19 protein-coding genes are annotated in these 20,230 nt (G+C 41.4%); 10 read left to right on the top strand and 9 right to left on the bottom strand.

Features of this window, described 5'->3' with window-relative positions:
- Nucleotides 1-29 precede the first annotated feature (29 nt).
- Complete coding sequence (locus tag AC5FX4_RS18550) at nt 30-323, top strand: hypothetical protein (protein WP_493607904.1); 294 nt, start codon at nt 30-32, stop codon at nt 321-323.
- 128 nt (nt 324-451) lie between these two features.
- Entirely contained in the window at nt 452-604 is a 153-nt protein-coding gene (locus AC5FX4_RS18545) for a hypothetical protein (protein WP_493607903.1), read from the top strand.
- Nucleotides 605-611: 7 nt separating this feature from the next.
- Here AC5FX4_RS18545 and AC5FX4_RS18540 read toward each other — a convergent pair whose 3' ends face one another.
- A complete protein-coding gene (locus AC5FX4_RS18540; protein ID WP_493607902.1) occupies nt 612-1,904 on the bottom strand; it encodes an alkaline phosphatase in 1,293 nt (430 codons plus the stop codon).
- A gap of 185 nt (nt 1,905-2,089) precedes the next feature.
- Between AC5FX4_RS18540 and AC5FX4_RS18535 the strand changes: the two genes are divergently transcribed.
- From AC5FX4_RS18535 to rnd, 3 genes are all read left to right on the top strand, one after another.
- Nucleotides 2,090-2,950 carry an alpha/beta fold hydrolase gene (locus AC5FX4_RS18535; RefSeq protein WP_493607901.1) on the top strand — a complete coding sequence of 287 codons (861 nt, stop codon included), beginning with the start codon at nt 2,090-2,092 and terminating at the stop codon, nt 2,948-2,950.
- A gap of 120 nt (nt 2,951-3,070) precedes the next feature.
- The gene (gene fadD, locus AC5FX4_RS18530; RefSeq protein WP_493607900.1) at nt 3,071-4,723 is read left to right on the top strand and encodes a long-chain-fatty-acid--CoA ligase FadD; all 1,653 of its coding nucleotides are present in this window, start codon (nt 3,071-3,073) and stop codon (nt 4,721-4,723) included.
- Nucleotides 4,724-4,779: 56 nt separating this feature from the next.
- Entirely contained in the window at nt 4,780-5,910 is a 1,131-nt protein-coding gene (rnd, locus tag AC5FX4_RS18525) for a ribonuclease D (protein ID WP_493607899.1), read from the top strand.
- A 74-nt stretch (nt 5,911-5,984) separates the two neighbouring features.
- Here the strand turns inward: rnd and minE are convergent, their stop codons facing one another.
- From minE to minC, 3 genes are read right to left on the bottom strand one after another with little or no spacing between them, the layout of a single operon-like run.
- Nucleotides 5,985-6,254, bottom strand: coding sequence for a cell division topological specificity factor MinE (gene minE, locus AC5FX4_RS18520; protein WP_493607898.1), 270 nt, complete (start codon nt 6,252-6,254; stop codon nt 5,985-5,987).
- 1 nt (nt 6,255) lies between these two features.
- Nucleotides 6,256-7,065 carry a septum site-determining protein MinD gene (gene minD, locus AC5FX4_RS18515; RefSeq protein WP_493607897.1) on the bottom strand — a complete coding sequence of 270 codons (810 nt, stop codon included), beginning with the start codon at nt 7,063-7,065 and terminating at the stop codon, nt 6,256-6,258.
- 5 nt (nt 7,066-7,070) lie between these two features.
- Nucleotides 7,071-7,775 (bottom strand): septum site-determining protein MinC, encoded by a 705-nt coding sequence (gene minC / locus AC5FX4_RS18510; RefSeq protein ID WP_493607896.1) that lies wholly within the window; start codon nt 7,773-7,775, stop codon nt 7,071-7,073.
- Between the two features lie 199 nt (nt 7,776-7,974).
- On the opposite strand from minC, the gene AC5FX4_RS18505 reads away from it, so the two are divergent.
- From AC5FX4_RS18505 to AC5FX4_RS18490, 4 genes are all read left to right on the top strand, one after another.
- The gene (locus AC5FX4_RS18505; protein ID WP_493607895.1) at nt 7,975-8,256 is read left to right on the top strand and encodes a YcgL domain-containing protein; all 282 of its coding nucleotides are present in this window, start codon (nt 7,975-7,977) and stop codon (nt 8,254-8,256) included.
- Nucleotides 8,249-9,265 (top strand): lytic murein transglycosylase, encoded by a 1,017-nt coding sequence (locus AC5FX4_RS18500; RefSeq protein ID WP_493607894.1) that lies wholly within the window; start codon nt 8,249-8,251, stop codon nt 9,263-9,265. The genes AC5FX4_RS18505 and AC5FX4_RS18500 overlap by 8 nt, the downstream gene beginning before the upstream one ends.
- 201 nt (nt 9,266-9,466) lie before the next feature.
- Nucleotides 9,467-10,492, top strand: coding sequence for a glycoside hydrolase family 18 protein (locus AC5FX4_RS18495; RefSeq protein WP_493607893.1), 1,026 nt, complete (start codon nt 9,467-9,469; stop codon nt 10,490-10,492).
- A 148-nt stretch (nt 10,493-10,640) separates the two neighbouring features.
- Nucleotides 10,641-11,843, top strand: coding sequence for an IS256 family transposase (locus AC5FX4_RS18490; RefSeq protein ID WP_493605020.1), 1,203 nt, complete (start codon nt 10,641-10,643; stop codon nt 11,841-11,843).
- Nucleotides 11,844-11,990: 147 nt separating this feature from the next.
- Here the strand turns inward: AC5FX4_RS18490 and AC5FX4_RS18485 are convergent, their stop codons facing one another.
- From AC5FX4_RS18485 to AC5FX4_RS18465, 5 genes are all read right to left on the bottom strand, one after another.
- Nucleotides 11,991-12,989, bottom strand: a complete 999-nt coding sequence (locus AC5FX4_RS18485) for a cytochrome d ubiquinol oxidase subunit II (protein WP_493607892.1) — start codon at nt 12,987-12,989, stop codon at nt 11,991-11,993.
- Nucleotides 12,982-14,325, bottom strand: a complete 1,344-nt coding sequence (locus AC5FX4_RS18480) for a cytochrome ubiquinol oxidase subunit I (protein WP_493607891.1) — start codon at nt 14,323-14,325, stop codon at nt 12,982-12,984. Before AC5FX4_RS18480 ends, AC5FX4_RS18485 begins: the two co-directional genes overlap by 8 nt.
- Nucleotides 14,326-14,340: 15 nt before the next feature.
- A complete protein-coding gene (locus AC5FX4_RS18475; protein ID WP_493607890.1) occupies nt 14,341-14,886 on the bottom strand; it encodes a GbsR/MarR family transcriptional regulator in 546 nt (181 codons plus the stop codon).
- A 170-nt stretch (nt 14,887-15,056) separates the two neighbouring features.
- Nucleotides 15,057-15,995 (bottom strand): acetoacetate decarboxylase family protein, encoded by a 939-nt coding sequence (locus tag AC5FX4_RS18470; protein WP_493607889.1) that lies wholly within the window; start codon nt 15,993-15,995, stop codon nt 15,057-15,059.
- 144 nt (nt 15,996-16,139) lie between these two features.
- Complete coding sequence (locus AC5FX4_RS18465; protein WP_493607888.1) at nt 16,140-17,276, bottom strand: Na/Pi symporter; 1,137 nt, start codon at nt 17,274-17,276, stop codon at nt 16,140-16,142.
- A gap of 668 nt (nt 17,277-17,944) precedes the next feature.
- Between AC5FX4_RS18465 and AC5FX4_RS18460 the strand changes: the two genes are divergently transcribed.
- A complete protein-coding gene (locus AC5FX4_RS18460) occupies nt 17,945-20,050 on the top strand; it encodes a DUF7507 domain-containing protein (protein ID WP_493607887.1) in 2,106 nt (701 codons plus the stop codon).
- Nucleotides 20,051-20,230: the final 180 nt, after the last annotated feature.

The raw sequence follows: 20,230 nt of genomic DNA, 5'->3' as shown, positions 1-20,230 counted from the left end.
TATTAGTAGACGTTTAAGCGGTGCAGAGCATGAAAACCCAACTCATCGTACAAAATCAAAATACGTATCAGGTAAAACCTCAAGTTAAAAAGGTTGAGTCTGAGCGTAATTCTGCACCCGCACCTCAAGAAACTGCAAATTTCGTCAAAAGTTCCTCGCAAGGTATAGAGCTTGCAAAAAAACTACAAAACGATTTTAAGTCAACGATTTACGATCAACCAGACTACAAAACCAGTAAAGCTATCGGTACTTACATGGCTATCAATAATCAGCAACGTCGCAGTGAAGTTGAGAGTTTAATCGGAGTGAGCGTTTACGCGTAAGCGATTAAAAAATATTCACACAAAATTATTCATCAGCAATTCTGTTTTTCTCTACACTAAAAGCAAATAAGATGGATTTGGGTGTAGGATTCAATTCTTCGTAAGTTCAACTACATAGACATAACGTATTGTCAGAAGCGGCTACAGTCGTTGAAAACTTGGTGATTGAGGCTCAGATTGATTATGTACAAGGGTATTTTTATTACAAAGCAATGCCCATAGATGACGCGATTCAGTTGTTGTCAGAGCAGGAGAAAGCGGTGCACAACACCGCTTCTTAAAATTTAATTATTTGCTTACAAACTCGAGCAGTTTGGCTGCAATGTCAGTATTGTTTTGACCACCAATAAAGTGCTCAGCGCCTTGACCGTATGCAAACACTTGTACATCAACTGCGGTGTGACCTGTGGTCGTCCAGCCTGTGTAGCTCGCTTCATTTATAATTTGTTTAACTGTGTTAGTTAATGCTTTTAAGTCGATATTTTTAGCACTTTGCAACTTGAGCTGGGTTTGCTTATCAAAAGCAAGGTTTGTCTGTGTTACCCAAACATTTTCCATGTCTTGTGCTGCCAATAATTGTTTTGCGATCGGCTCTGCAGAACCTTTAATGCCTTTCACTATATCGCGTTCCCAGCGGTATTGACCATTAGCACCTAATGTAACCCCTCCGGTTGAATGATCCGCAGTGACGACCAGCAAAGTATCAGGGTGTGAATCAATATATCGCTTAACGGCTTTGATAGCATTTGCGAAATCATGCATTTCATGCATCGCACAGGCGATATCGTTGCTATGTGCACACCAATCTATTTGGCTGCCTTCAATCATCGCAAAAAAGCCTTTGTCATTTTGTTTATCAAGTAACGACAGCGTTTTGTTGGTCATTTTCTCTAGGCGATTAGGGTCTTGATCGATTGCATGAGGTAGGCCTTTGGGCGCGAATAAGCCGATTGCTGGTAACTTATCTAAGGAATTTAAGCTAGATAATGAATCTGTATAGATATAGCCTGCTTTTTTAAACTCCTCGACGATGTTTCTATCATCGCGGATAAAATACTCAGTACCGCCGCCTAAAATAAGGTCTACCGGCAATTTGCCATTAATTCGGTTATCAACAAAGTCGTTTGCAATGTCATCGTAGTTGCGACGGTAATCATTGTGTGCAACGAAACTCGCTGGAGTTGCATGATTAACTTGAGATGTTGCAACTAAAGCGGTGGTCATTCCTTTTTCTTTAGCCACTTCCAACATTGTCTTAATGGGCTTTTTATCGGTTGAAACTGCAATTGCACCATTGTAAGTTTTTTGCCCGGTGCTGAGCGCGGTTGCGGCGGCTGCGCTGTCAGTAACAACAGTTTTATCATCTGGGTAAGTGCGCGCCATACCCACCAAAATTGAATCAAAAACAGTTTGTTCAACGTCAGGTGTTGACTTGTCATCCATATAGTATCGGTATGCTGTTGTATAAGCTGGCCCCATACCGTCACCGATCATAAAAATGATGTTTTTTGGCGCCGATTCCGCGCTGGCATTAGCAGCGAATAATATCCCCGAAGCGATTAAACTTATCGTTTTTTTCATTTGACTAAACCTTTTGGATCCCCGTGTAATTTCGCGCATATCATACCCTTAATCACATCAAAATGTGATGACTATATTTTTATTCTGTTCACAAAAAAGCGAATTTGATACGCCCTTAGTGATTGAATCGAAACTAAGTTGCAGTAGGATAGAGGGCATAGGAAGTACAATGAAAGAGAAAAGTGATGACTGAACATCAGGATGTAGAGGGGGTATTAGCGCAACTTGGGCTGTCTGGGCAAATATATGGTAATGATAAAGAAACCGTGATCTGCTTACATGGTTGGCTTGATAACAGTAACAGCTTTGCGCCTCTTTTCGAACATCTTAGCGGCCATAGGCAATGGATCAGCATCGATCAAATCGGTCATGGTATGTCAAATTGGCGCTCTAACGATGCACACTACTACTTTATTGACTATGTCTATGATCTATTACGCCTAGTTGATGCGCTTAAATTAGAACAGTGCCATTTAGTTGGGCACTCAATGGGGGCGATGATCTGTGGTTTATTTACGTCGTTATACCCAAGACGAGTCAAAACACTGACCATGATTGAGGGGTTTGGTTTAGTGTGTACGGAGCCTCCAGCATTAAAACAACAAATACTCGATGCGTTTAAGCAGCGTCAACATACCGACCAGTATAGTAAACGGCTCTATTCAAACTTTAATACGCTTGCTGTTGCTCGAAGCAATGCGGGAGATTTGGGATATGAAAACGCAGCGTTACTAATGCAAAGAAATTCTCAAAAGGTTGAAGGCGGATACTATTTGACGACGGACCCTCGACTAAAAACCCAGTCAGCGTTTCGTTTTACTCAAGCTCAAGCACTTGAAATACTGTCAGATGTGAACACCCCTAGCTTACTTATTGAAGGCACTCAGGGCTATGAATTTATTCAGTTAAATAAAAGTACCTTCGCTAAAAAGTTCAATAACTTACAGATTGAGCGAGTTTCAGGTGGCCATCATTGCCATATGGAAAACCCATCTCAATGTGCACGACTAATTGAACAGCACCTGAATAGATTTACCGTATCCTGATTGTATATTAGCAACAAATGTGGGAATATCCCCGCATTAGAGTATTTGCTCAATTGTTAAAGCGCCTTATATCGATTAAGGTTAAGTATCAAAAAAATAACTAAAACACAGGAGCTAAGAGTGGAAAAAATCTGGCTAAAGCGCTATCCAGAAGGGATGCCTGAAACTATTGACCCAGAACATTACAACTCGTTGCTTGAATTGTTTGACAAAAGCTTTTCCGAATTCTCGTCTTTGCCTGCATACACAAATATGGACAAGACGTTAACCTATAAACAAGTTGATGAAAAAACCAAAGCTGTTGCTAGTTACATCCAGAATACGCTGAAATTAGGTAAGGGTGACAAAATTGCTGTCATGATGCCTAATTTACTGCAAACACCTATTTCTATATTGGGTATTTTGCGCGCAGGATGTACAGTGGTTAATGTTAACCCGCTTTATACGGTAAGAGAGCTAGAGCATCAGCTAAATGATTCAGAAACAAAAGCTATTTTTATTTTGGCTAATTTCGCTCAAACTCTGCAAAAAGCACTCCCTCAGACCCAAGTTAAGCACATTGTTTTAACAGAGATTGGTGATATGTTGGGTGGTGTTAAGAAGCATCTGGTCAACTTTGTTGTTAAACACGTTAAAAAGATGGTGCCAGAGTTTACGCTGCCAAACCCCATTCCTTTTCGTAAAGTGGTAAGTGCAGATCCAAATGCATATAAAGTGCCGAACGTGACATTGGATGATTTGGCATTTTTACAATACACAGGTGGTACGACTGGTGTGTCAAAAGGTGCGATGCTGACACACGGCAACATGGTGGGTAACTTAGAACAGGTTTCGGGCTGTTTAGATAAGGTACTTGATTCGGGCAAAGAGATAGTGATCACTGCATTACCGCTCTATCATATATTTGCGTTAACGGCCAACTGCCTAACGTTTATGAAGTATGGTGGTCGCAATATTTTGATCACAAACCCTCGTGACATGCCGGGATTTGTAAAAGAACTGACAAAATACCCATTTACTGCGATCACGGGTGTAAACACGTTATTCAACGGCCTGTTAAATACACCGGGATTTGCTGAATTAGATTTCTCACACCTAAAAATGTCTTTAGGTGGTGGTATGGCCGTTCAGCGTCCAGTAGCTGAACGTTGGCAAAAAGTCACGCGCAGCAAACTGATGGAAGGCTATGGTCTAACCGAATGTGCGCCATTAGTGACGATTTGTCCGTATGATCTTGATGGTTATAACGGTTCAATCGGTTTACCAGCACCAAGTACAGAGTTGAAAATCGTACTAGAAAACGGAGAAGAAGCAGGTCTTGGCGAAGCGGGAGAGCTGTGTGTTAAAGGCCCTCAAGTGATGGCAGGTTATTATAATCGCCCAGACGCTACTGCAGAATGCTTAAAAGACGGTTGGTTTGCAACCGGTGACATAGCAACGTTCGATGAAGAAGGCTTTTTCTACATCGTTGACCGTAAAAAAGACATGATCATCGTATCTGGCTTCAATGTTTTCCCAAATGAGGTTGAAGAAGTAGTTGCGATGCATGAAGGCGTATTAGAAGTTGCCGCTGTCGGCATTCCTCATGATGTGAGTGGTGAGCAGGTTAAAGTTTTCGTCGTGAAAAAAGACCCATCCTTAACAGAAAAGGATATAATCAAGCATTGTCGTGATAATTTGACCAATTATAAGGTACCGAAATTGGTAGAGTTCAGAGATGAACTACCAAAAACGAACGTAGGTAAGATTCTACGCAGGGCCTTAAAGGAATAAAAGAACGCCGGCATAAGCCGGCTTTTTTTTGCAAATAATAATGTCCAGGAGACGTAGTGCAGTATCAAGTAATTCAATCACAAGTAGAGCTTAATCAATTTGTTAGTAAAATTGCTGACACTAAAGTCGTGGCGCTTGATACTGAATTCATGCGTCGTAGAACGCTTTATCCAGAAGTCGCGCTAATACAGGTTTTTGCCAATGACCACTTAGGGTTGATCGACCCATTACTTGAATTAGATTTTTCATTATTATGGGATGTGTTCAAAAATCCAAATGTCTTAAAAGTACTCCATTCGCCGTCAGAAGATATCGAGGTATTTCAAAATTTTGCGGGCTTTGTACCTGCACCTATGTTTGATACTCAATTTGCTTTGCAATTACTTGGTGAAGGAAACTGTGTTGGCTTTGCCAATATGGTTAAAACCATTTTGGATGTTGAAATTGATAAGAGCGAATCTCGCACGAACTGGTTGCAAAGACCGCTCACGCAAAAGCAACTTGATTACGCTGCGTCTGATGTCTTTTACCTGATGCCATGCTTTGAAAACATTTTTACACGTATTAGCGAACAAAATCTTACGGATATTGTGATCTCAGAGTGCGAATTAATTGCCGCAAAGCGTGCGTTCATCATTCCTGATGACCAAGTTTATCTAGACATAAAAAATGCATGGCAGCTTAAGCCGCGTGTTTTAGCCGTACTCAAAGAGCTGGCGGCTTGGCGACGAAATAAAGCGCAAAGAAAGAACCTAGCTTTGAGCTTCATTCTTAAAGAACATAATATGGTTGAAATTGCCAAGCGTAGACCAACGTCTTTAAATGGATTGAGAAATATTCCAGGCGTTGAAGCCATGGAAGTGAATCGCTCAGGCAAAGAAATACTCGCTTGTATCGAGAAGGGTAAATCTGTGAGTGAGCCCAATTGCCCTAAAAAGCTGCTGCGTTTAATTGACTATCCAGAATATAAAAAAGCGGCAAAAGAGTTAAGTAATAAAATCAAGCAAGTAGCACAAAAACATAACATACCTGCGGATGTACTGGCATCTAAAAAGCAAATAAATCAACTTATTAGCTGGAATTGGAAAAAAACAGCCGAAGAGCGAGCGAGTTTACTGAAGCCAGATCTACTAAAAGCGTGGCGCTATGACTTGGTTAAAGAAGAGTTAGCTGAGTGGGATGTGTAAGGTAGGGTAGGAAATAATATCTACCTGTGGCGCGTGTTTGCAACGACAGGTAGATGTTATGAGTTGGCATTTAGTTATCTTGTCTCTTTATCATCATCAGGCAAGGTGACGTTAAGCTCCAAAACAGCTAAATCATCTTCGTTTTGTTCAAATTGAACATTGACGGCATCTGAGTCTACTTTTACGTACTTTCTGATCACATCCAAAATATCTTGTTTTAACTGGGGTAAGTAATCAGGTGTTCCACGTTTTGAGCGTTCATGCGCAACAATAATTTGCAGTCGCTCTTTAGCAAGCGACGCACTGTTTTTCTTTTCTGAGCGAAAGTAGTCAAGTAATGACACATTAACCTCCAAAAATCCGTTTTAATAAACCCTTTTTCTCAACATTAAGAAAACGGAAATCAACAAGTTCGCCAAGTAAGCGGTTAATCGCATCACTGTATGCTTGACCTGCGTCAGAGTCACTGTCTAGCACAACTGGCTGACCCGAGTTTGAAGCATTCAATACGGCTTTTGACTCAGGGATAACACCAAGTAAGTCGATTGCTAGGATTTCTTGCACGTCCTCAACCGATAGCATTTCGCCATTTTCTACACGCTCTGGGTTGTATCGTGTGAGAAGTAGGTGTTCTTTAACCGGTTCTAAACCGTCTTCAGCGCGTTTAGATTTGCTTTGCAAAATACCTAAAATACGGTCTGAATCTCGAACAGAAGAAACTTCTGGGTTCGTAGTTACTATGGCTTCATCGGCAAAATATAGCGCCATCATTGCGCCTGCTTCAATACCAGCAGGAGAGTCACAGATGATAAAGTCAAAGCTGTCTTTCATTTCGTTAAGGACACGTTCTACGCCTTCACGTGTTAGCGCGTCTTTGTCGCGTGTTTGTGATGCCGGTAGAATATATAGTTTCTCAACACGCTTATCTTTGATCAGCGCTTGATTTAAGTTAGCTTCACCGTTGATCACATTCACAAAATCATAAACTACACGACGTTCGCAGCCCATGATCAAGTCTAAATTACGAAGGCCAATATCAAAATCGATTATGGCTGTTTTGTAGCCTTTAAGTGCAAGGCCTGTACCGATGGCTGCGCTAGACGTGGTTTTGCCTACACCGCCTTTACCTGAAGTTACGACAATAATTTTTGCCATCTGATTTATCCTTTGACCAAAGCTGATATTTCTAATGAATCGTTTAGTTGTTTTACTTGTGCAGCTTGGCCCCAGTGTTCACCTTGTGATGAATCGCTGGTCCAGTAGCTACCGTTGATCGAAACCAATTCGGCTTCAAAACGCTGACAAAATATTGTTGCGTCTTCATAACCTTGAGCGCCTGCAATTGCGCGGCCTCTCAAAGTACCATAAATGTGGATGTTACCATCAGCAATCACTTCTGCACCGTTACTTACCGCACCCATCACAATCAAATCACGGTTTTTAGCGTAAATTTGTTGTCCAGATCTGACGGTTGTTTTGACGACTTGTGGTGGTAGGTAAACCGCCTTTTCTACAATTTCTGTGGTGACGTTTGCTGCAGGGACTGGCTTTGCAATATCTTCGCTATAGTTCAAAACTGATAAAGACGCGGTTTTGGCCTCTTCATTCTGTTGCGCACTGCCGTTACAAACGCCCACAGGATTTAACTGTAGATCGAGCAAAGCCTGTTTTAGTGCTGAAAAGTCAATTTGTTCGTCTTGGAGTTTAGCGAGATTGATAACGATAGGTGCTCCAATAAAGAATTTTGGAGCTTGAGAAATCTTTTCGTCTAAGTCTTTTTTAAGATTGGTGATATTGACTGAGAACAGGTGCAACACCGATAGTGTAAAAAGGTTTCCTTTTAACTCAAATGTTTGTTCTGACATAGGCGCTCTATAAAATGCTGACTCAATACTTATACAAACTCAGTTGACAAAATGCCAATAAAAAAACAGAGTTTGTTTGGGACTCTAGGGTTGTTCTGGCCCCATTTTTTATACAATTGAAAGTCGCAAAACTTTCCAAATACATATTGTGTCATGGTATAGTGCCGATTAGACATAAGCAAGAATTTATAGGGTTATAATGCTCACCGCCGTATATAAAAGCACAAAAAAAGCTGACACTTATCTTTATGTAGAAAAACGAGATGATTTTAGCAAGGTACCTGAGCCACTCATGAACATGTTTGGACGCCCGCAGTATGTGATGATGTTTGACTTGTCTAAACGTGAGAAGCTTGGAATTGCCGATATTTCGCTCGTTAAGGACAAGTTAAGCAGCGACGGCTTTTACTTACAGCTTCCTCCACCAGATGAAAACTTGTTAGATCAGTTTAAAAAACAAAATGGAGTGTCTAGTGATTAAAAAGTTAACAGTGCTTGTTAGCGCGTTATGCCTTTCCAGCTCAGTTTTTGCCAACACACAAGAAAAGTTCGACCAGTATGTTGCTGATTTAAAAGTTGAAGCAAAAGCAAAGGGATATAGTGACGAACTAATCCAAGAGGCCTTTGCTACAGCAAAGTTCAAAAAGAAAGTGATTAGCAACGATAAAAATCAACCTGAAGTCGTCGAAACGTTAGAAACCTATTTACCAAAACGCGTTCCAACATGGAAAGTGAATCAAGCGCGTAAGCTCTATAAGCAACATCAAGATATTTTGGAAAAAATAGCCAATGAGTATGGTGTACAAGCGCGCTTTATTGTCGCTTTATGGGGCTTAGAAAGTAATTTTGGCCGTATTCAAGGCGGATACCCAGTGATCAGTGCGCTAGTTACTTTGGCTTTTGATGGGCGCAGAGAAGCACTTTACAAGCGCCAATTGTGGGCCGCATTGGACATTCTTAAAGAGGGCCACATCACGCTTGATGATTTTAAAGGCTCTTGGGCTGGTGCTATGGGGCAAACCCAATTTATGCCGACGTCATTTAACTCTTATGCAGTTGATTACAATAAAGATGGTCGCAAAGATATTTGGACAACCGAAGTCGATGCGTTCGCCTCTATTGCAAATTACCTTAAACAAGCTGGTTGGAATGACGATTTGACTTGGGGACGCCAAGTGAAGCTCCCCGAAAATTTTGACAGCAAATACATTCTTAAGCGTGGTACGAAAACACGTAAAGAATGGTTGGAATACTGGCAGCAGTCAGAACGCACTCTCGAACAGTGGCAAGCTTTGGGCCTGCGTCGCGCTGACGGCAGTGATTTACCTAATGTAAAAGTAACAGCGGCGCTCGTTATGCCAGATGACGAAAATGGCAGAATGTATTTAGCGTACGATAACTATAAAGCGTTAATGCACTGGAACCGTTCATATTACTTCGCCACTAGTGTTGGGTATTTGTCCGACAGGATAGGGTATCCAAAGATTTAATAGGATAATTAAAAAGCCAGATAATGTTATCTGGCTTTTTAATGTTTCGCGCCTAACTTGAGTATTCACTAAGTGCTTTGCTTCAGCTTATTTGTAAAGCGTCATATATCCGATATACAACCCCTATTCAAAAGACAAATCCGCTTGACTATAAGTAGTTGGGTGTTTAATTATTGAACACTCTTGTTTCGGCAATCTAATATGACACGTTTATTTTTATTACTTTTTTGTGGTTTATTTTCTCTTCAACTTAGTGCTCAAGCATGTAAACCAATTATTGCCGTATACCCCTATTGGAAGCATACGGAAAAGGAAATGAATAATCTCGCTTGGAAACAATTTGACTATCTAGCTATTGCTTCTATTTTCCCGCTCCCCAATGGAGAAGTTCATACCGAAAGTGTGGATAGTTTTATTGTTTCACTGGTCAAAAAAGCGAAAGAGCATGGTAAAAAGGTGATCATATCAATTGGCGGCAGTGGAGAGGGGAGCAAGGCTTTTTTAAATATAACAAAAAATAACGCGCTCCAAAGTGTGTTCATAAAAAATGTGTTGAGGTTTGTAGATAAATATAACATAGATGGTGTGGATATTGATTGGGAATATTGGACGTACCAGAATGAGCTGAGTAAGGGGGGCAATGACCCCCAAGAGAGTGCTAGTCTGGTTGAATTGCTCAAACAACTAGATCTAAGTTTACCCAGCAATGTGTTGTTGACTACGGATATTTTTGCCGGAGACTGGGTTGGCACGCAATATCTACCTCAAATGCAAAACTATGTTGATTATATAAATTTAATGGCTTATGACTTCACAGGGGCATGGCCAAGCTCGCAAATTGCACATCATTCTGATTTGAATACTTTTAAGTTAGCTGTTAATGACGTAATCGATAAAGGGTTTGAAGCGAGCAAGTTAATCATCGGTATTCCGTCATATGGTATCAAGTTTATTGATGGTAAAAACCAAAATATTGAACATGTTTCATACAGAGATATTGTAAATATGTCTAAATTAAATGAATTTATAATAACGAAAGGACGATATAAAAATGTTTACTTTGAAACACCTCGTCTTGTGATAGATAAAGTTAATTACATTAACTCAGGGGCGTTTGCTGGTGTTATGTTTTTTGAAATGCTTTCCGATTCTCGAATGAATAAGTACAGTCTACTTTCTAAAATAAATGACCACTTTGAGCCAATAGCGTGTAAGGAAAATAGGTGAAGCTCATGTCAAATAAAACGACAACAGGTGATGCATCGCTGAGCTATCTATTAATCGTTCATCAGATTTAATGCGCGAGAGCTAAACAAAATGGTAGTGTTTAGAAATCTGTGTCATTTCAGTATCATTAAGAAAACAGGAATGACACATGACCAAAGACTTCGATTTAGAACAAGCCATTAAAGCCCTTCAGTCAGGGCAAGATCTGACAGGCAAAGATGGCTTCTTAACCCCTCTTATCAAACAGATCACCGAAGCTGCCTTAAAAGCAGAGCTGGAACAGCACCTTGTAGATGACGAGCAGCCTAACCGTAAAAATGGTTCTAGTAAGAAAACCGTTAAGTCTTCAGTGGGCACTTTCGAACTGGATACCCCGCGTGACCGTGCAGGCTCATTTGAGCCAAAGCTAGTTAAGAAAAACCAGACTAAGTTAACTGATGAGATCGACCGCAAGATCTTATCCATGTTTTCGCTTGGCATGAGCTATCGTGATATCCGCGGCCATGTTGAAGATATGTATGGTATTGACGTTTCTGAGGCTACCATCACAGGCGTTACCGACTGTTTGATACCCGAATTGAAAGAATGGCAGCAACGACCATTAGATGCGCTCTATCCGTTCGTCTGGCTTGATGCTATCCACTACAAAATTAAGGAAGATGGCCGCTATGTCAGCAAAGCGGTGTACACTATCTTAGGCTTAAACGTCGAAGGCAAGAAGGAGCTGCTTGGTCTGTATCTATCCGAGTCAGAAGGCGCGAACTACTGGCTATCTGTACTAACGGATCTGCATAACCGTGGCGTTGAAGATATCCTGATAGCCTGCGTGGATGGCCTGACAGGCTTCCCTGAAGCTATTGCAACTATTTACCCAAATACAGAAGTTCAGCAATGCGTTATTCATCAGATCCGCAACTCTATGAAGTACGTCGCTTCCAAACATCAAAAGGAGTTCATGGCTGATCTAAAACCAGTTTACCGCGCTGTGAGCAAAGAAGCAGCAGAGATGGAACTTGAGCGTTTAGAGTCCAAATGGGGTCAACATTACCCGATAGTGCTCCGTTCTTGGCGAAACAAGTGGGCAAACCTGTCCGTTTATTTTAAGTATCCAGAGTACGTTCGCAAGGCCATCTATACCACGAACGCTATTGAGGCTGTACATCGCCAGTTCCGTAAACTGACCAAGACGAAAGGTGGCTTCCCAAACGAAAACAGCTTGCTTAAGCTACTGTATGCTGGGATATTGAATGCTTCTAAGAAATGGACAATGCCAATTCAAAACTGGAATATGACATTGTCTCAACTGGCGATTCATTTTGATGGGCGCTTGGATGATGTCTTAGATATCTAGCCAAAATTAGCTGACACAGAATTCTGAACGCCCTCAACAAAATGGATAAAAAAGGCAGCATTCCAACAATGCTGCCTTTTTGGTTTGGGCTATATCGCCTACAAGTGTGTATGAAATTCTTAGTTTTTGTTTTACTTAATTAAAATGTCAGTAGTATGAAAGTGGCTGAACTTTCCCCCAAAATACACGATATGAAAACGCGGTATACGCCATGATAGTGGGCACAACAATGACGACGCCGTAAAACAAAAAGCTGAGCGACTCGGGCGCGGCAAGCGCGTCAAATATAGTGAGTTTTCCCGGTACTATGTAAGGGTAGAAGCTGTAAACAAGACCAAAAAAACACAAAATAAAGATGACTGAGGCGATGACAAAAGGTAGCCAAACTCCGGCGTCAGGCCTATTTTTTAAGTGAACTAATACTCTGTCTAGCAGCACGAATAATGCAAGGCAAATGATGGGCAATGGTAGTATCAAGAAAAAGACGTTTGATTCAAACCAGCGCTCATAAACGCTGTGATTTATAACTGGATTGATAGCGGACACTGCAACGACGCCTAAAAACGCAATTCTGGCAAATATCTGGTTCCAAGCAATGGCTTTTTGTTGCAGCTCGCCCTCGGTTTTTAACACTAGCCAAGCAGCGCCTATTAAGGCGTACGCAGCACAAACCCCAATGCCACTTAAACACGCAAACAAAATTGTCAGCGCACTGTGTTCGAATGACATAACATACAAACCTAGCATATAGCCTTGCATAAACGAGGTGATGATTGAGCCGATTTTAAACAGTTTATTCCACATCGACTTTCTGTTGGTTTTGACTTTTGCTCGAAAATCAAAAGACACCCCGCGGATGATTAGTCCAATAAGCATGAAAGTAATGGGAAGGTACAAAGCTTGTAAGATCATACTATGAGCAACGGGAAACGCGATGAGTGCCAAGCCTACAGCTAATACCAGCCAGGTTTCATTGGCATCCCAAAATGGGCCAATGGAGGCTATCATGGTATCTGCCTGTTGCTCGTTATCGGTGGGAAGTAATATACCCACACCTAAGTCATAACCATCTAAAATTGCGTAAATTAGCACAGCAAGTGCCATTAGCGATGCATAAACATAAGAGAGAGTGGTTGGCTCAAGCATGCGATAGCTCCTTCACTGTTAGCGGTTCAAATTCTTCTACTTCTACTGACTTGTTAGCGGTGTAGAACACCGTGCGTACGTAGGCAATTAAAAGCAACACATAAACAGTGAGATAAATCGCTAAAGAAACTGCGACATTCTGAGGTGGCACATTGGTAACCACGTCCGACACGCGAAGCACTCCGGAAACTATGTAAGGCTGTCGTCCTACTTCTGTGACGTACCAGCCTGCGAGTGTGGCTATCCAGCCTGAAAAACTCATAGCTACCAGTACCTTAAGCTGCCAATCGGTAAGATAACTATGACGCCATAAAACGTATCTAAAAGATACTGCGACCAAGATCATGAGCATGCCCATGCCGACCATGATCCTAAAGCTGAAAAACACGGGCTTCACGGGTGGGTGTTGTTCTTTAAATTCGTTGAGTCCTTTGATTTCACCATCTTTCTCATGAGTAAGAATAATACTCGCCAGATTCGGTATTGCGATTTCATAGTCATTTGAACGCGTTTGCTCGTTCGGTATTGCAAATAATAAAAGCGGCACGCCTTTTTGTGTTTCCCAAGCGCCTTCCATTGTAGCGACTTTTTGAGGTTGATGCGCTAGCGTATTAAGTCCGTGCAAATCGCCCACAAATATTTGTAGTGGCGCCAATATCGCCGCAACAGTTAAAGCCACCTTGAGCGTGAGTTGTGGTGCACGTTTGTCGTCTCCTTTAAGCAAACGATAACTGCTTACCCCTGCAATTAAAAAGGCGGCGGTAAGCCCACTAGCTAACAGCATATGTGCTAAACGATAAGGAAATGACGGATTAAAAATCACCTCAAACCAGTCAGTTGGAAAAATCACACCGTCTCTTATTTCGAATCCTGCGGGTGTTTGCATCCAAGAGTTTAAAGATAAAATCCAAAATGCTGATAGGGTAGTGCCAATTGCCACAATTAACGTCGCCATGGTGTGAATCTTGGGGGGCACACGTTTCATGCCAAAGAGCATGACGCCTAGGAACGTTGCTTCCATAAAAAATGCGGTCAGCACTTCATATCCCAACAAAGGACCGGCAATATTGCCGACCTTTTCCATAAACCCAGGCCAATTTGTCCCAAACTGGAAAGACATAGTGATGCCACTGACCACACCGAGTGCGAATGTTAGTGCAAATATTTTCACCCAAAATCGATAGGCACGAAGCCAAATAGGGTGTCCGGTTAAGTCGTACTTTATTTTGAAGAAAACTAAAAACCATGCCAAAGCAATGGTGATAGTAGGAAATAATATATGAAAGCTAATATTGGCAGCGAACTGTATTCGTGACAACAGCAAGGTATCAAGCATGACGCACCTCAACGGCTAGGACTTCTTCAATAATTTATCCTTCAAATCAATCACTTTGCTAACAGACGAACCTAGTTTCATTAGTGTTTGCAATTGTTCTGGGGATAGGCGTTGTAACTCTGCAGACCATTTGGTGACGGTCTCTAATAAATCATGAATAGATTGGATCTGTTGCAGGGCGTACTCCTCTTCTTTAGACTCTGTACTGTCTAAAATTAAATCGCGCAATAATGAGAGTGTGGGGTCAATTTCTCTTTTTCTACGTTCTTCAAAAACGCGATTAGCAAGATCCCAAATACTGCCACTTGGCGCATAATATTCTTTTCTGTCACCAGGAATATGCGTTACTTTGACAAGCTGCCAAGATTGCAACTCTTTGATCCCCATGCTTACATTACCTCGGCTTATCTTAAGCGATTCGGCAATTTCATTGGCTGTAAGCGGTCGTTCGTGAATAACAAGTAAACCGACCATTTGGCCAATAGTTCGGTTAAAGCCCCAGCGACTACCCATTTCCCCACAGTGGAGTACAAAGTTTTCAATTTTTGGTGAAAGAGTCATAGTTATAAAGTTTCAATAATTACTGAAACTTTAATATATAGTGGTCTGAATTTGAGATCAAGCGCTATTTTGGGACTGAAGGGCAAGATAGGTATTTGTTTAGAAGTCAATTAAATCACATGTTATTGCACAAATATGAAGAGCCTGAGGGGCAGGCTCATATATACTTGTTAGTTAGCGTATAAAGGTAACGCGACGCCTTCAACCTGTGTGTACTCGACTACAGCTGCAGGTTCAAACAGTGTTTTACGAAGTGCCTGTGATGTTTTACTGGTAGATGAACCAACCCAAAAATACCCAATAAACGGTTGAACCCAACCATTATTAGTACTCAGAATACCTTTTAGTTGTGCTTGTTTGTTCGAGTTTGGATTGAGCTTTTGTGGTAGCACATTATCGCCTTCACTTAATAAGGGGGTCTGTGTACCAATTTTCCGCAGATAACTAAACTCCACAACGGGTGCATAGCTGGGCAAGTCACCAACTTGTATATCGACATAATGCTCACCGATCCAGTAATTTATCTCTGCCTTTGATTTGGGGTAACCCCATATCTCTATCCCAGCTTTAATAGCTAGATCATTATTTAATTTTAGATCTTGGTTGTACATGGCATAGTCCGCAGGTAAACCTAACGCACTATTGCTTGCATTGGCCTGTGCCATTATTTGCTGTGCAGAAAGCAAGTATGTCATCTTTTCAAATTTAGTGGCATGTGGTGGCAGACAAGGTAAATCTAGAAGAGGCGCGGATTTTCGCTTGACGCCAATCGTGTTGATTGTTTCTGCATAAGCGCCAATCGGGCTGTTGGTAATATCCTGAAAATATAATACGCCGATACCCTGATGGGTGTTTTTGCCATCGCACATTATCTCAATGGGTTCGAATTCATTGTGATCTATAAATTGCGCTGCGTGCTTTGTATTAATCACTGCCAAAAGTGCGGTTGTGAGGTTGCCAGAAACGTGAAATGGCATTGCCACTTTTGAACCATCGCTTAACTGAACTTGCTCTGTGATTGGGAAACGTTCTTCAAGTGTATTCCCAAAAGCGGAGAGTGTGCATAATGACAAAGCGATCGTGAGTGCTGAACGACTAATTACGGTCATACATTTCCTTACTAGTTATTGTTTGTTCCTTTTTGTGGGATATATAAACTAGCATGGTTTTTAACCACTTTGAAGTCGCTAATTGTAATGAAAAACGCCGCGATGGTATGCGGCGTTTAATACAAATGAATGATGAGCGACTACCTATCGAACTGCCATCAGAATTAGGCCTGGCAGTATGAAGAACGAGCCGACTACATATCCCAGTGCTGCAGGTTTATTATTGGCACCGATATGGGCAAGCTTTTCTGCGCAGATTAGCGGTAACTCACGTAACATTGGTAATCCATAAATAAGAGTTACGGCGAGTACATTGAACAATACATGGACTAATGCAATCGTAAGAGCCACCTCAGCGGCTGGGCCTGTAATTGATGTTGCTGCAAGCAAGGCTGTGATGGTTGTGCCAATGTTAGCGCCAAGCGTGAAAGGGTAGATCTGTCTAGTAGTAAATACACCACTGCCAGCAAGTGGGATCATTAAGCTTGTAGTAGTTGACGATGATTGAACCATTACTGTAACCAATGCGCCTGATCCTATCCCAGTCAGAGGGCCTTTACCCAGTGCACTGTGCAATACATCTTTTGCTCGTCCAACAAGTGCTTTTTTAAGTAATTTACCTAACGCGGTTACAGCAAATAAAATAAGCATGATACCTGCAACGACCATTGCTATACCGAGTGTTTTACCGTCGAAGAAGCTTAATGCATCTTTGATTAACCCAACTGTGGGTTTTACGAGCGGTTTTATGAAGTTATAGCTCTTTAATGATAGGTCAGTATCGCCAACAAAAAGATGTGACATGCTAGACGCAATTTTCTCTAGTAAACCGAAAATTAATTCTAAAGGCAGGAAAATAGCCACGGCGATAAGGTTAAAAAAGTCATGCACAGTAGAAGCTGCAAACGCACGTTGAAACTCTTCTTTGGAACGGATGTGTCCAATTGAAACCAGTGTATTGGTGATGGTTGTGCCTATATTCGCGCCCATCACCATAGGTATTGCGATGCTGATTGGTAATCCACCGGCTACCAGACCAACAATGACAGACGTAACGGTAGAAGAAGATTGTACTAGTGCTGTTGCTAGAGCTCCTAATAAAAGCGCAACAAATGGATTGGTGGCAAAAGCAAAAATCTCTTTAGCGCCTTCGCTTCCGCCTGAAGCAAGTTTAAAACCGCCACTCACGGTGCCCACTGCAACGAGTACCATATAAACTAACAGTGCTATAGCAGCCCAATTTAGAACTTTATTGAAAGGGGAAGTTGCGGTATCACGCATATACATTCTCTATTTTACTACTCATCAATTATGACAATTTGATGATGTTTTTATTTCAGGGGCGGCGATTAGAACACTCGTTTATTACAGAAATATTTCAATGCGTGTTTTTTTTGGAAAACGAAGAGGAGCAACGTCTTCAATTATGCTTAAAAGTAATTCTTTAATCTTAATTTATGGTTGTGTCAGAATTATTTATAAATTTATTCATTGTCCCCAAAGTCTCCAGTTATGCAAAATTCAAATTAGTTAATCCCGTTGTACTGAATAAAATATCCTAAAGCCATGCCATTGGAATGGTATGAGAAACGAGCTAAATCAGCTGTATTTATTGTTGCTATATATGAAATTAAAACATTGTAAAACACGATTTTAACGAAAAATTTCACGTTCCAATTCAATGAAGATCAAAAGCATGTAAATCAAAAGTTTTTTAATTGTAATTAAACTTTTCTAATCTATTCTCCTTTAAGATGAATTAACGCTGAATATGGCAGTGTGCTGGGTATATTTTATTCTTTCAACTCTCATGTTTGAAAAATAAAGGAGGTAATACAAAAAGGTGGTTTTTATATGTTAGTCAAATTTGAGCGCTTGTTTCACTGATTTGTGCGCTGAATCTTTGTGGAATGCGCGCATATTAAAAATGGTCATGAAGGAGTATATGAATGTTTAATACGAGTATGAGAAAGAAATACACAGGTCTAGCTTTAGGCTTTTTAACGCTAGCAAGCGGGTTTGTTAGCATTGGTGCACAAGCAACAGGGACCGAATTTGCAGGCTGTATGGAAGAAACGGCAGGTTTTGCAGTCCAGTGTACTGCAAACGATGTAAAAGTTGCAGGAGTAGCGAGCAATCCAGATGGTACACCCAAGTTAGAAATATTAGACGATGGCTGTGCATATCAAGGCGATACGGTGCAATTTACTGCGACTTTTGATGTAGAGACAACATCTAAAGAACGGCATGATATTGGTATTTATTTTGTAACTGATGGTGACCCAAATAAGGACGGAGCAGTAAGTGGTCAGTGTAGTATTTCCACTTTACCTTTCCAACCTTCTCCGCCTTGGTTAGACCTTGATGGGACAAATGATCCTTTCCCTGGCACGAATACCCCGTCTGGCATTCAGGATGAGTGTGGTGATATTAGCAAACCGGATTTTAATCCGCTTGCACCAACTTTCACACTTACTGCCACCTGTGTAGACCCTGACAATGACGGCCAATTAAATTTGCCTTACTGTACAAGCTGGAGACAATCGGGGGCGAATGAACTCTGCGTGAATCCTAGTGATGCATTTCCTGGATCACCGTCAAAATGTAAGTGTGATGACACATTTAATATTCCAATCGCAGTCCCACCTGCTGAGTTATTGGTGACTAAATCGGTCAACCCTGACACGCTTGTGGAGCCGGGCGGCACAGCAACATTTACGGTTTCTGTTACAAACGTAGGCATTGACCCTTCAAATAATGTGACGCTTAACACATTGAATGACAGCATTTATGGCGATATCACCACAGCGGGTCATGACGGTATTTTAAGTACCACATGTAGCGTACCTCAAGTGATCCCTGCCGATGATCGCAATCCCGGTGGTATTGATACTTATACTTGTCAGTTTACAACAAGCATTACTGGTAACGCGGGTGATGTTGAAACTGATATCGTGACAGCGACGGGTGTTGACGACAACGGTAATACTTTAAACGGTGAAGATACTGCGCAAGTAACTCTTACTGATTCAATTCCAAGTATTACTTTGGATAAGACTGCTAACCCGACTTCGCTACTTGAACCAGGCGGTATGGTTACATTCTCCGTGGTCATTAATAACACCAGTCCAGCAAGCTCCGACCCTGTCACTATTACCTCTTTAGTTGATAACATTCATGGCGACTTGAACGGTCAAGGTGATTGTTCTGTGCCTCAGCTAATTAATGTCGGGGCAAGTTACTCATGTTCTTTCCAAGTCAATGTTGCTGGGAATGCGGGCGACTCTGAAACAGATACAATTACTGCGTTGGGTGCAGATGATGAGGGTAACCCTGTCAGCGCAAGTGACTCTTCAACTGTCATTATTCTAAATACGCCTTCGAGCATTGAAGTTATTAAAACTGCTCAACCACTGGTGATAGACGAGCCAGGTGGAAACGTAACCTATACGTATACTATCAATAACACTTCGAGTGTTGATACTGTAACGATTGATGAGGCAGACGATGACAAGCTGGGGTCAATTAATGGTCAAGGTACTTGTCAGTTGCCTTTAGTGATTGCACCAAGTGGGTCTTACAGTTGTACTATCACAACGTACGTGTCTGGAAATGGTAATACGTCTGTGACAAATGTAGTGACAGTGTCAGGATTGGATGATGATGGTGAAGTTGTCAGTGGTGTAGATGACGCAACGGTCAACATTCAAAATACGCCGCCCGCGGCGACTGTCGTTAAGCAAGCTACACAAATATTGGCGACTTATACGGTCACCGTATCTAATGATTCTGATGCGGAGTCTTTGACAATATCGACTTTGATGGACGATAAATTTGGAGATGTTACCGTAGTTGCAGGAGATATTCAGTCTACAACTTGTTCTGTACCACAGATCATTTCACCAGCGACGCAAGCTGGTGATAGCTATCAATGTCAATTTACAGCCATTGTGACAAGTTCACCTCATGTGAATACAGTGACAGCAACGGTATCAGATGATGATGGCTCTCAGGCGATCACACCGAGCGATTCAGCAACTGTGACGTTTGAATAGTCAAAACGATAAAAATACGAGATGTGCCATGTTTGGCACATCTTTTCCTAACGGGAAGTTATTTAAAACTAATTCTTTAGTATTGAAAATGGCTTTTTAATTAGGAAATAAATGCAATCTCTCCACAATTACTACATTTTCCTCTCATACAATTTGTGACAATTGCTAATCGTCAGTCAA

The sequence above is a fragment of the Pseudoalteromonas sp. ATL1 genome, from assembly GCF_058933015.1.
Note: the sequence above shows the minus strand (reverse complement) of the source record. Positions and strands in the feature narration are given on the sequence as shown.